General features: G+C 42.6%; 17 protein-coding genes, 1 tRNA gene and 1 pseudogene. 14 read left to right on the forward strand and 5 right to left on the reverse strand.

From position 1 onward, the window contains the following. On the reverse strand, positions 1-734 hold a 734-nt coding region (locus QAS77_RS06265), incomplete at its 3' end, for a protease inhibitor I42 family protein (protein WP_305064504.1). A gap of 277 nt (positions 735-1,011) precedes the next feature. Between QAS77_RS06265 and QAS77_RS06270 the strand changes: the two genes are divergently transcribed. The 3 genes from QAS77_RS06270 (at position 1,012) to QAS77_RS11555 (ending at position 3,279) form a co-directional block, all read left to right on the forward strand. Continuing rightward, positions 1,012-2,109 (forward strand): hypothetical protein, encoded by a 1,098-nt coding sequence (locus QAS77_RS06270; RefSeq protein WP_305064505.1) that lies wholly within the window; start codon positions 1,012-1,014, stop codon positions 2,107-2,109. A gap of 12 nt (positions 2,110-2,121) precedes the next feature. After that, positions 2,122-3,069, forward strand: a complete 948-nt coding sequence (locus QAS77_RS06275; protein ID WP_331522328.1) for an ABC transporter permease — start codon at positions 2,122-2,124, stop codon at positions 3,067-3,069. A gap of 81 nt (positions 3,070-3,150) precedes the next feature. Then, positions 3,151-3,279: a hypothetical protein gene (locus QAS77_RS11555; protein WP_331522330.1), complete on the forward strand. Its 129-nt coding sequence runs from the start codon at positions 3,151-3,153 to the stop codon at positions 3,277-3,279. A 260-nt stretch (positions 3,280-3,539) separates the two neighbouring features. Here QAS77_RS11555 and cofD read toward each other — a convergent pair whose 3' ends face one another. Beyond that, a complete protein-coding gene (gene cofD, locus QAS77_RS06280; RefSeq protein ID WP_305064506.1) occupies positions 3,540-4,460 on the reverse strand; it encodes a 2-phospho-L-lactate transferase in 921 nt (306 codons plus the stop codon). Positions 4,461-4,525: 65 nt separating this feature from the next. Here cofD and QAS77_RS06285 point away from each other — a divergent pair, with 65 nt between their 5' ends. The 8 genes from QAS77_RS06285 (at position 4,526) to QAS77_RS06320 (ending at position 8,558) form a co-directional block, all read left to right on the forward strand. Further along, a complete protein-coding gene (locus QAS77_RS06285) occupies positions 4,526-5,728 on the forward strand; it encodes an HD domain-containing protein (protein ID WP_250868474.1) in 1,203 nt (400 codons plus the stop codon). Positions 5,729-5,731: 3 nt separating this feature from the next. After that, on the forward strand, positions 5,732-6,088 hold the full coding sequence (locus tag QAS77_RS06290) for a prenylated flavin chaperone LpdD (RefSeq protein ID WP_250868475.1): 357 nt from the start codon (positions 5,732-5,734) through the stop codon (positions 6,086-6,088). 2 nt (positions 6,089-6,090) lie between these two features. Next, on the forward strand, positions 6,091-6,642 hold the full coding sequence (locus QAS77_RS06295) for a UbiX family flavin prenyltransferase (protein WP_250868476.1): 552 nt from the start codon (positions 6,091-6,093) through the stop codon (positions 6,640-6,642). 157 nt (positions 6,643-6,799) lie between these two features. Further along, positions 6,800-6,876, forward strand: a tRNA-Pro gene (locus tag QAS77_RS06300). 283 nt (positions 6,877-7,159) lie between these two features. After that, positions 7,160-7,444: a ubiquitin-like small modifier protein 1 gene (locus QAS77_RS06305; protein ID WP_250868477.1), complete on the forward strand. Its 285-nt coding sequence runs from the start codon at positions 7,160-7,162 to the stop codon at positions 7,442-7,444. Positions 7,445-7,456: 12 nt separating this feature from the next. Then, on the forward strand, positions 7,457-7,879 hold the full coding sequence (gene crcB, locus QAS77_RS06310; protein WP_420846937.1) for a fluoride efflux transporter CrcB: 423 nt from the start codon (positions 7,457-7,459) through the stop codon (positions 7,877-7,879). Continuing rightward, complete coding sequence (crcB, locus tag QAS77_RS06315; protein ID WP_250868478.1) at positions 7,863-8,228, forward strand: fluoride efflux transporter CrcB; 366 nt, start codon at positions 7,863-7,865, stop codon at positions 8,226-8,228. The genes crcB (QAS77_RS06310) and crcB (QAS77_RS06315) overlap by 17 nt, the downstream gene beginning before the upstream one ends. Positions 8,229-8,249: 21 nt before the next feature. After that, positions 8,250-8,558, forward strand: coding sequence for a DUF190 domain-containing protein (locus tag QAS77_RS06320; protein ID WP_250868479.1), 309 nt, complete (start codon positions 8,250-8,252; stop codon positions 8,556-8,558). A gap of 3 nt (positions 8,559-8,561) precedes the next feature. On the opposite strand, the gene QAS77_RS06325 is transcribed toward QAS77_RS06320, so the two are convergent. The 3 genes from QAS77_RS06325 to QAS77_RS06335 all read right to left on the reverse strand — a co-directional run bounded on the left by QAS77_RS06325 (position 8,562) and on the right by QAS77_RS06335 (position 10,428). Further along, positions 8,562-8,822, reverse strand: coding sequence for a YhbY family RNA-binding protein (locus tag QAS77_RS06325; RefSeq protein ID WP_250868480.1), 261 nt, complete (start codon positions 8,820-8,822; stop codon positions 8,562-8,564). 89 nt (positions 8,823-8,911) lie between these two features. After that, a complete protein-coding gene (locus QAS77_RS06330) occupies positions 8,912-9,613 on the reverse strand; it encodes an RAD55 family ATPase (protein ID WP_305064507.1) in 702 nt (233 codons plus the stop codon). A 281-nt stretch (positions 9,614-9,894) separates the two neighbouring features. Then, positions 9,895-10,428, reverse strand: coding sequence for a MogA/MoaB family molybdenum cofactor biosynthesis protein (locus QAS77_RS06335; protein WP_250868482.1), 534 nt, complete (start codon positions 10,426-10,428; stop codon positions 9,895-9,897). 313 nt (positions 10,429-10,741) lie between these two features. On the opposite strand from QAS77_RS06335, the gene QAS77_RS06340 reads away from it, so the two are divergent. The 3 genes and pseudogenes from QAS77_RS06340 to QAS77_RS06350 form a co-directional block, all read left to right on the forward strand. Continuing rightward, a complete protein-coding gene (locus QAS77_RS06340; RefSeq protein ID WP_305064508.1) occupies positions 10,742-11,260 on the forward strand; it encodes a 50S ribosomal protein L16 in 519 nt (172 codons plus the stop codon). Positions 11,261-11,291: 31 nt separating this feature from the next. Beyond that, a complete protein-coding gene (locus tag QAS77_RS06345; protein ID WP_250868484.1) occupies positions 11,292-11,903 on the forward strand; it encodes a translation initiation factor IF-2 subunit beta in 612 nt (203 codons plus the stop codon). A gap of 316 nt (positions 11,904-12,219) precedes the next feature. Then, positions 12,220-12,548, forward strand: a pseudogene (locus QAS77_RS06350) (radical SAM protein); the annotation flags it as partial.

Consider the following 12,548-nt stretch of genomic DNA (forward strand, 5'->3'; position numbering starts at 1 on the left):
TCAAGCCCATAAACATCCAGAGGAATGTTCACTTCAAAAGGAACAAGTGCATCAGTACATACTAAGTCCTTTGGTCTTTTGGTCTTCAATGCAATATCAAAACCATTTCCAGTATTAACGACCTCAATGTTCTCCATATCAATGGTAGTACAGCCATCGGGCAGATTCCCAATTGCTGTTACACTGATCTGAAGAGGGAATGACTCCATAACCATTATTTGAATATCATCCACAACAGCAGTACCAACGACATATTCCACATCATTGTCATCGGATGCAAGAGTATCATCCAGAACGACTACATCCATACTGAAAGTATCCTCTTCTCCGGTCACATTATCCCAGGACCTCTTGTAAATAGCATTTATCTGATAATTTCCCTCAGATACAGCTTTGAGGATCCATTCGTGCACACCGCCAGCACCCGGCATAGGTTCATCCGGACCTACGAACTCATCTTTTACCAGCACAATGCCTTCAGGAAGAGAAAGGTCCCACGAATAACCTGTGGAAGGATTCTCATTGAGCTTCAGAACTATACTGTCACCCACCTTAAGAGAGATCTCACTGCTGTTCGCTTCTTCAGAAAAGACAGTTCCTGAAGCAACCGTATCATCAACATCCAGAGTATCATCGTTAGTGCCGGTATCCGTGCAACCCATCGAAAATGCTGCCACCGTGACTGCAACAATTGTTATCAGTACGAGAATGCCCATTCTTGTATATCGCGTCATTGTAATATATCTCCTATATAACAGAAATGACCCGTTCCTATATAGCCATACCTTAAACTACGAATTCATTTGAAGCTATCCGATATTGATTTTTCTGCAAACCGAATATAATTGCCCAGGGATAAATGAGGTGATGAGAATTTACAGTCTTTTTGAGACCACCTGCCCATATATGCATTCACCACCATACCCATCCCAAAATAGTATAAAAAATTACATGGATACTTTATAAATATGATTAAGAGCACATTTTTATTGAGTACGAAGAGGAAATGCCATGAAGTGTAGAAGGACCATACCTATCATATGTTTACTAACAATATTTTTGACATTGACAACCGCAGGTGCATCAGCTGCGGAGAGTGGTATAGTCATTCAGGAGATATACAGCGATATTGAGTCCTGTGATATAACAGTAGCTTCTTCAATAACAATCGAGGATCTTACACTGGAGGTCCAGCTTTTACAGAAAGGCAGAGCCATTGACAAGGCAACGATACCCATTGACAGGATCGAAACGAACTCAAACATAATTAAATTCGTCCAATGGCATACCACTAGCACCCCTGACGGTGCATATCAGATAGATGCACAGATCTTCAATGAAAAGGAAGAGATATGCTCCACAGAATATGAGTTCATTCACGGCAGACAGATCATCCCGGACGTCATCTTTGAAGGCATTATCTCCAATTCAGAAGGTGTCAGCGCAGTGATAAAACCAACTGACACAAGTCTGGCCGATATCGAATATATGCTAGTGGAAGGAAATGATATCATCTATTTTACAAAGGATGAAAAGATCTCGATCCATACAAATCCTTTAACGGTGAACAAAGGATGGAACACCCTTCTGGCAAATAACAAGGAATATACCGGGCGTGTGAAAGTGCGCATCTCAGATCCAGGATCTATAATTGTGGCCACAGATACGTTCACATCAATGGATGATGCAGAGATCACTGACATATATAAGGATGAAATCGGTGCCAGTGCCACAATTGCTGGAAATTCACAGGTACCTTTTGATGGATATGTTCGTTTCACAGTTTACAATGAGAACAGCGACGAGATAATGGAATCTGCGATCATGAGATCACCCATCCTCCTTACTGAAGATGACGAGACCGTAGAGACCATCTGGAAGAAACGCCTTACTGAAGGCAGGTACAAACTGGCGATAGAGATCATCGGAAACGATGGAGATATCCTTGACATACAGGAAACAATGATCGATGTCGAGAAAGTAACGGTATTTTCCAATGATATACCAGAAGGAACAAATGATGGGAACAGTACACCCTCATTCTTGATCACGACCGCTTTGGCAGCGATCTCCGCAGGAGCCATAGTTCTCCGCAGGAAACACTTTTGAAAAAGTGGTAATATGAGATATGAAGTATTCATTGCACTGAGACATTTAAAGAGCAGGAGGAGGCAATCCCTCATATCCATCAGTGCAATTGGGATTGCAGTCATGATACTGGTGGTATCAAATGCATTCATAGCAGGTTTCACAGAAGAGATATATGAGGTCACTGTTGAAAAACTCCCACATGTAGTCGTTTCACCTAACGAAGGAGAAGACTACATCCATTTTTATAATAGCATCTTACCAGAGATCGAGGATATTGAAGGAGTGAAAGCTGCATCCCCCTTGCTGCAAGGAGAAGCCTCATTTCGATACAAGGACAAAACGCTTAATGGAATTATAATGGGAGTATATCCTGAAAAGGAAGAGAGGATCTCCCACATATCACAAGATATGGTCGAAGGAAATTTCTACACCCTTGAACATACCAAGAACACGATCATAATAGGAGATGATCTTGCCGAAGATCTGGAAGTAAGGGTTGGTGATGACATATCCGTCTCTTTTCCCACTGCAACCTCAACGTCATTTGAGGTCATAGGGATATTCGACACCGGCAGTCCTGCAGATGACCTGATCACATACACATCCATCAGGACCGCACAGCAGTTTTACGATTCAGGAGATGCCATCAATCTGATAAACATAAGGATATCGGACTACAATGATGATCAGGAGATCGCAGGTAAGATCAAGGACATGGGGTATGATGCACAGGGGTGGACCCAGACGAATCCGGAAATACTACAGACCATAGCCATTGAAACAACATCCAATAACATAATGCTGGGACTTATCCTTCTGATAGCTTCTTTTGGTGTTGTAAGCACATTGAACATGACCGTTATGGAAAAGGTCGGAGAAATAGGCATACTTATGGCAATGGGCACTCCGGCATCCACGATACGCAGGATATTCATCCTTGAAAGTGGGATACTGGGATTGATAGGGGCGATCATCTGATCAGTATCGGGAATAATAATAGCCCTGATGATAGGAAGCTATAGCGTCCCCGCGGATTTCTATGGAATAGAGAGGATCCCCGTGATCATCAACAGTATGGATATCTTTATAACTGTTGTAGGAGTTTTTTTACTTAACCTGATCGCAGGAGTCTACCCTGCTCAACGTGCAGCAGGATTGGATCCGGTAGAAGCGATTTCATCAAATTGAGAATTAAGTCATTGTTGAGCAAAATGTGTGCAGCACTTATTTACCAAATTTATAATTTTACTAAAAAATTAGTAAAATTCCGGGTTTTAAGGCGCAACGTGTATATACAAGTAAGGAGTTCTTGCAATTAGATGAGCGGGTAACTAATTCTTTTCAAGTACCCCCCACTCCCCAACCCGCTCATACCACCTTCATCCAACAGACATCTTATTGATGCTTTTTTTAACAATCTTTTAAATTGAAAATGACATATTTTCAACTTACATGTTCGCAAAAATAGATATGATCACTTCAGATAGATCTTTACTAATATCAGGGGACCCCATAAGCGTATTTGTAAAAACGACATCTACCCCTACATTTTGAAACTGCTCAGGAGAAGCAGTATCACGATCATCGAGTACAAGGACATCAAGAAATTCACCATAACACTCGGCAATACCTCTTGAGGATACCTCAAACCCACGAGCATTCATAAGCTTACCCGCCGGGCCGCTAACTGCTTCATTCCCGATGATAGGACTTACAGCAACCACTTTTTTCTTACGGAGGATCCTGGACATACCAGGAAGGGAAATGATCGGACCTATGCTTGTAATGGGGTTGCTTGGGCCTATGAGTACCTCATCATCTTCCTCAAGCGCTTCAAGCACCAGCGGACATATCGACGCACCTTCAATACCTTCCTGTTCCACGGACAGAACTTCCGGTTCACCGTGCTGTTTTACCCAAAAATCCTGGAAATGGATATTACCAGAAGGTGTCTCTACCATGGTACGCACAGGATCATCAGACATTGGAAGTACATTTACATTTATCCCATATACAGAAAGCAGTTCTTGTATAGAACCTGACAGAGCCATTCCCTGCCTCAGTAGATCCGACCTCATGATATGAGTGGCACGATCAAGATCACCTATCATCATACCTTCATCATGACCAAGTCCTTTCATAGCCCCATGGGTTTGGAAAGTATCATCTTCCACACCCCACCATTTATCCCGATCGATCCGACCAGACAAGAGATAGAGGATAGTATCGATGTCAGGAGTTATCAGGTTTCCCGATACCCATACATCTTCAGCAGTGTTCACAACAACGGTCAATTCATCCTCCGGAACAATGTGCCTCAGACCATCGAGCAACTTAGGAGTACCGGTTCCACCTGAAAATATGATCATATAATATAACCTCAGTATTATGCATTAACGGAACATGATTATATAATGAGGTATATTTAAAGGGTATGAAGGTAATCCGGGATCCGGTACACGGCTATATAGAACTGGACGAACTGATCTTGCCGCTAATAGACACTCCGCAAGTGCAGCGATTAAGAAGAATAAAGCAGTTAGGTCTCTCGAATCTAGTGTACCCCGGAGCAAACCATACCCGTTTTGAACATTCCCTGGGGGTCATGCACCTTGCCACCATGTTGACCTCACAGATCGATTCCATCGAGAATGAAGAAAAGGAGGAGCTTCGTGCAGCAGCGTTCCTTCACGATATCGGACATGGACCCCTTTCACACGTAACTGAGAGCCTGATCAAACAGTATACCAGAGAACGACATGAAGATGTCAAACCTATCCTCAGGAAAGGAGAGATAGCCGAGATATTGCAGGATAACGGCTTAGATCCAATGACCATCGCAGCCCACATAAAAGGTGAGACCGACCTTGGGAAGATAGTCAATAGTGAGATAGATGTTGACCGCATGGACTACCTTGTGAGGGATGCACATTATACTGGCGTGGCCTTCGGGCTTGTGGACTATGTTCGCCTCATACATGAGATGAAGTTCTACGAGAACAAACTTGTTGTCAACTCAGGCGGCCTGAAAGCTGCTGAATCCCTTTTAGTATCACGATTTCTGATGCACCCCACTGTTTATTACCATCACGTATCGAGGATAGCTGAGACGATGTTCACAAGGGCAGTGAAGCACCTTATTGACAAAGGCACACTTGATCCTTTCAAATTAAGAAGGATGGAAGATGACACCTTATTTGAATTGATGAGAGCAGATGACGATTACGCAGGAGAGATAGCCAAAAGGCTTGACGAAAGAAGGCTCTACAAACGTGCCCTGCATGTAGGTCACGAAGAAGTGGGAGAAGGAGTTATGCACTATCGAGGAAAGGTGGAAAGGGCAGAAGCCGAGATAGCGGATATGGTCGGCATAGACAGTCGTGAGATACTGATAGATATTCCGAAAAAGCCGGAAATTGCAGAAATGAAAGCATTGATCAAGATGAACGGTAAGATGGTACGTCTTGATGAGGCATCCAATATCGTTGCAACCCTTGAAAAAGCACATTTTGACAATTGGAAGATGGGAGTTTACACTTTAAAGGAGCACAGAGATGCCGTGAGTAAAGCTGCACGTGAATTCTTCGGTGCTAAAAAAGAAACCACACAATATCGTTTTAGTGACATTGAGGGATAAATTTTGCCAACAATAACAAAGATAACAAGTCGGGGAGAACTTGTACTGGAACATAGGAATCTCGGGGACGACATCATTGTGACACTCACAGGAGGAGATGGACATGTGGGCGCAGTTGCTGTTGGGTACTATGACAATACACACGGACATGCATCCTCTTCAGTTATCACATTGCCATCCCACAGAGATGATGCTATTGCACTTGATGCAGCAAGGAAGATAACTTCTGCCACCCATAACACAACCATCCTTACTGCAGGGATACATTTTCCAGACATAACCGATAAGGAGATAAGAGAAGTGCTTTCAAAGGCTGATGAGCTTATTAATGACCTTATAACATCACTGATGGAGATATAACAATGGAGATAGTTATCGGCATAAGTGGAGCATCCGGTGCACAGTATGGCATTCGTCTTCTGGAAGTCCTTTCTGAAATGGATATTGATACCCACCTGGTCCTCACAGAAGCAGCAAAGAAGATACTCGCAGTGGAAACCGACTACACCACGGAAGATATCGAGGGTATGGCCACCGCAGTTTACGATGAGAAGGATTTTACAGCACCCATAGCAAGTGGATCCCACCCTTTCGAAGGGATGATAATTGCCCCCTGCAGCATGAAAACACTGGCATCCGTGGCAAATGGAACATCTGATAACCTGATAGCACGTACTGCAGATGTTTGCCTTAAGGAAAGGCGTAAACTGATACTGATTACACGTGAAACCCCCCTTAGCGGAATACACATAGAGAACATGCTAAGAGCACATAATGCAGGCGCAATTTTGTTACCTGCGTGCCCGGGATTCTATAATCGACCAACCACAATAGAAGAACTTATCGATTTCATGGCAGGGAGAGCACTTGATCTGATGAAGATAGAGAATAGCATATATCGTCGATGGAAATAAAAAACTGGCAGTATAAGCATGTTTTCCATTCAATTTCCATAAAATTTGATGCCAAAAACAGATTTAATAGATAAGTATATCTACTATAAGTCATATTTAGGAAATCGTGTCATGAAAGACGCTGCATGCGAGGTTTTTTGCATGTGATTCACACGATGGGATAGTAGGGTAGCCTGGTCATCCTCGAGCGTTTGGGACGCTTGGACTGCGGTTCAAATCCGCGCTATCCCACCAGAATCTTTTTTGAGATACAGTTTACAATTTTGTCGATATAATTATCCATGCTCATAATTTATCCACAACATAGCATACATGCTTATTTTACATTACGACCTTAGTACGAGCTACAGCGTCATTAAAACCTCATTTTAGCCACATCACCATACGATCAACCCCATACACCATTAAGACCACATTGGACCCACCAAACATTTACCCATTTGAATTTTATGAGCCTTAGACGTTCAGTAGAACATCTTGGATAGTTTTATTAAATATGCAGTACACACAAATTGCCATGGCCAGCGTAAAAATAAAACTGTTCGCAAATCTCAGGGAGACTGCAGGAGTTTCCGAAATTGAGCTTAAGGGAGAGAACATTCAGGAGATACTTGACTCCATTCTGAACAAATATCCACAGATGCAGGACTTTATTTTTAACGACGTCGGTGATAAAAAGGAACTTCGGACCTATATCAATGTCCTGGTCAACGGGAACAATATACAGCACTTGGAAGGATTGAACACTGTTTTGAACGAGGATGATGAGGTCGCCATATTCCCGCCGGTATCCGGCGGTTAAGGCCATTTCCCGATGAACAGAGCAGAACCGTCCCCGGTAATGAAAGCCCCCAAGCAGCTCATTGAGCTATCAGGCATTGCCTCAGGGGGTTTTTTGGGTGCTATCTCAAGATACCTTTTAACCTCGACCATAGTATCACCAGCAGGAACGCTTTTCGTTAATGTATTGGGAAGTCTGTTCTTAGGAATGTTGATGTACGACAATGAATATATCGGATACATTGACCAAAGAACGCGTTTGATCATTGGCACAGGTTTTTTGGGCTCTTTCACCACTTTTTCCACTTTTGCAGTGCAGACATATTCCCTTGGAGGAACTCCTGCAATAGTGAATATCTTAGCGAACATAATCCTGACAATTCTTGCAGTGTTTGCAGGCAGAGGCATTATCATACACATATCAAGGAGGAGGAGCCAAGATGACTGGAGGACTTGAAGAGATCCTGCTGGTCGGGCTTGGTGGAGCCATAGGTGCTCCTTTGAGGTACATAGTATCCGGCATAGTGCCAAAGGCCAGGAACCTCCCCACAGGAACACTGCTTGTCAACGTCATTGGAAGCATTATGCTCTCGACCCTTACATTTGCATCATCACAAAATATTAGCCTGCACCTTGTAAATATAGGAGTGCTTGGCTCTTTCACCACATATTCTACGTTTGCATACGAAACTTCCAGAATGCTTGAAGAAGGAAGAACAATAGATTTGATATTAAATATAATCTTGAATCTATCCCTGTGTATATTAGGAGTGTTGCTAGGACATCAGTTAGCAAGTTTAATCTAATTTGAAAGAAAATGAGTTAGTATGGTATCAAAAATTCTCAAGATATACCTTAATGAGAACAGCAAATTCGAGGGAAAGGTTGCACATGAGGCCATAGTGGAGATGCTCAGAGAGGCTGGCATATCAGGAGCAACCGTGCTTCATGGTATCGAAGGATATGGCGTGCATAACGAGATACATACTGCAAGCATACTTAGGCTTGGAACCCAGCTCCCACTAATAATAGAAGCTGTTGATTCAGAAGAGAAGATCAGGGAGATACTCCCAAACATAAGGAAAATGGTTCCTGAAGGACTTGTTACTCTTCAGGAAGTTGAGATAATATATTGAATATCAGCGGTAAAGTACCACTGAAGTCCCTCTTACATCAATGAGTGTTGCCTTTGTGGCCTCAACGAGGGCTTCAGCAATCGCATCAATTCCATCTTCATAAGAGGCACTTTTAAGAACTTTCACCTTTACGAGATGCCTCTCCTTGATATGTTTTTTCAATTCAACGATAAGCTGGTCAGTGACACCGCTTTTGCCAACATTGACAATAGGCTTGATATGAGTGGCTTCAGACCTAAGTTTGTATAGTTTTTCTTTATCCATAATGAACCTACAGAAAATTTATTTGAGTTATACCTTTCGGCAGTACATGAGAATAGTGCTTTGAAAGACAGATATTTTCAAGGGAACTGTCATTCAGTGGAAAGAATGTTAACATCAGTACCATCTATCTCAAAATCATACCATTTGGTTGGTTTTTGAGTGATACCCAGTACCCTTATAGCATACCCAGAATCAGTTTCCTTTATCTCGATCATACCATCGAACAGTTGTTTCAGAGTAGCCACCGTCTGAGGATCGTGCGTCTCATCCTCGACCACAAAGATACCAAATGCTTTTGCGGCTTTGACACGCCCTGTGTAAACATGTAAGAATCTGAAAACGGTCTGCAGATTGGAATACATCAAAATAGTAGATAATGAGTTGATGCATAGCCTCAGGCCAATGGACTCCCTCTGCACAAGGAATTCCTCAAGGTACTGACCCATCCTCACACCGATGCCAGTAAGATCCACCGGGCTTGCCGCCCTCTTGATCATATCCAGATCCTGCGTAGGAATACCAAGTGTTTTGGTAACACAGTCCACAATACCGATATTGGCATTCTCGATATCAAGATCATTAAGAGAGAACCATTCGAGGACGCGCTCCCCAGTCTCACGAGTAGAAACGATAATAGAAGCTTCGTTGTTCTTCAGGCCAGTATGAACGATCTTATTGAGAAGATCATCCTTTCCACACATAGGAGGACCTATCAACATAAGGTTGGTACCCTCTCTAATCCCTCCGATCAGGTCATCAAGTTCCTTTATACCTAATAAATACTCAACCATGTGTATATTCCTACGATGAATTCGTCCCTGTCAACAATATGCGCAAACTCTGCACACGAATAGCAGGTGCATTTTATTATAACTATTTAAGAATGGCGTTGAGATAGTAGATGTTTGCTTATGCGTACAAGCAGTACATGATAAAGAGATATCATGTTGACATGTTCTTTCGCTTGAGACTACAAATATATTGCAGGCATGGCACAACATAATAATAACATATTATTCTTTAGAGACCATACTATATAGACCATACTATATAGACATATTTTATAAATTCCTTATCTGATATGTTTAACGATATGACCGGCTTCCGGGAGAATAATCTCAGACATTGCCAGCTCAACAGCACCGGGAGACCCTGGCAAACAAAAGACTGCAGACCCGCCAATAATGCCTGCATCCGCACGCGTCAGTATGACAGCCGATCCGATCTGTTCAATGCTTTTGTATCTAAAAAGTTCACCAAATCCAGGCATTTGCCTGTCGAACATGGGCACTACGGACTCAATGGTCACATCGGAAGGAGTAAGACCAGTCCCGCCAGTAGTAATTACAATATCTGCACCTTTTAGTATCGCTTCAGTGACAGCTTCTTTTATAGCAGACATTTCATCTGAAACAAGACAATAATCAACTAAATGATGTCCATTTGCTTCGACCAGGTCCAGCATTATTTTGCCGGAAATATCATCAGCACCCACAGGAGATGTTCCTGAACCATACTTTTCATACCTTGAGGTCGAAATGGAGATGATAGCAAATTTAAAGGTTTTAGCTGCATCTTCCTTGTGTTGATTGGAGACAGTGTTCATAATAAAAGTATGTATAATGTGCTATATATGGATTTCCAGGAACTTTATTCCATATATAAATAGAACCGGTCTTTTCAAAAGCTAATTATACTTGATGCACCATAATGAAAAATTCATCAAAAACAATAGATTATGATTCTATTGATAAGACTTATAAACCCCTAAGTAATAGGGGGATGCACCATTGACACATTAACAATTTAAAGAATTTCAAGACGCACTACTCCAAGTCAGGATAACCTGCCTGAAAAAGATAAGAACTTGACAGTGCGTTCTTAGATCATAATAATATAATTCAAGGAGGCTTAAACTCATGGTAAGAAAACCAGCAAGTATGTATAGAAATGTGAAGTCACGCTCATTCACCAGAAGGAAATATATGGGCGGTGTACCAGGCAGTCAGGTCATTCACTTCGATATGGGAAACAAGACCGCTGAATTCCCAGTAAAGATAACACTTCTAGCAGATGAAAGATGCCAGATCAGACACACAGCTCTTGAAGCTGCACGTATCACTGCTAACAGAGCAATGACATCAGCAGCAGGACGTACCGGGTTCCATATGAAGCTCAGGGTTTACCCACACGAGGTACTGAGAGAGAACAAGCAGGCAACCGGCGCAGGAGCAGACCGTGTATCAAGTGGAATGAGAGCTGCATACGGAAAGAATGTCAGTACTGCTGCAAGGGTATCCGCAAGACAGAAGATCTTTACGATCTCAGTCAACAAAGAGCACTTCGTCATTGCAAAAGATGCTCTGAGAAGGGCTGGTCAGAAATTACCAACTCCAGTCACGATCGTAGTAGATCAAGGCCAGGAACTGGTAAGATAAATACATTTCAATATAACAAGAGGGTATCAAAATGGATGATTACGAAACGATGTTGAATAGGGCTATTGAAAATCTCCCTGATGTGGAAACTACGGACGTTCGTTTCGTAATTCCAGAACCCAGGATATTCATAGAAGGTAAGACAACCGTTCTGGAGAACTTTGCAAATATCGCAGATGTTCTGAACAGGGACCCAGATCATCTTATGAAATTCCTCACAAGGGAAATGGGTACTGCAGGTAAACTCGAAGGCAGTCGTGCTATCTTCCAGGGAAAATTCCCCAAGGAGAACATAAAGTCGAACATCGAGGCATATGTGGAAGAGTACGTAATGTGCTCCGAATGTAACCGTCCTGATACCCAGCTTGTCAAATCCGACAGAATAATTATTTTAAAGTGTTCTGCCTGTGGAGCACATCGCCCTGTCAAGAAGAGGCGAACTACAATTGCCACACCACGTGACGCAGTTGAAGAAGGTGAGGAATATGAAGTAAGAATAGATGCTGTCGGTTCAAAGGGCGACGGTATTGCTAAACTTGCTAAATTTACCATATTCGTACCTGGCGCCACAAAAGGTGATGTCCTGAAGATCAAGATCAAGAGGATCAGTGGGAACCTCGCATTTGCAGAACGCGTTGTTTAAACGCGTTCATCCCACATCATCATTGAACTATTCCCTTGAGAGGGTCTAGATGTATCGAGATTCGACTTCAATACCAGAGTTCCATGAACTTATTGGTAACGAAGCTTTCGACAATGATGTAATTCTCCTTAAGGGAGGACTTGAAAGTGGACCTGCCACTTTCGAGGTTCAATTTTTATACTAAGGCGTTATCGGAAATGGGGAGCTAAAGGCTTACATGACCATGGAAGATAAAGGAGCGCATTATTTTCAGCCCAGATAAGCAGACTCCCGGAGAGGATGCAACAAACCTATAATGATATACGAGGACTCTAAAATGGGAAATGTGGATGAGAATACAGATACATCACCGGATAAAGAAGAGATAACAGTGCTCTCCATCCCGGGACTTACCATCGATCTGAAACATCAGAACGGATTTATAAAACTTGAAGCAAAAGGACATTTACGCGGCATTTGCTCCCCTTTCCTTAAAAAAATGAACGCAACCCTTGAAGCTGAAAAACCGGCACTTGTAGAGAAGGACAGGGTCATTGCTTCCACATGGTTGCCCCCGATCCCCAGTAATGTGTTCAAACGCCTGTTGTTCGCAGAGACCCAGATAGCTCTTGGGAAATACGTTCCAGAGACAGTTTCTTTTGAGAT

Source organism: Methanococcoides sp., assembly GCF_030594565.1.
GTDB lineage: Archaea > Halobacteriota > Methanosarcinia > Methanosarcinales > Methanosarcinaceae > Methanococcoides > Methanococcoides seepicolus.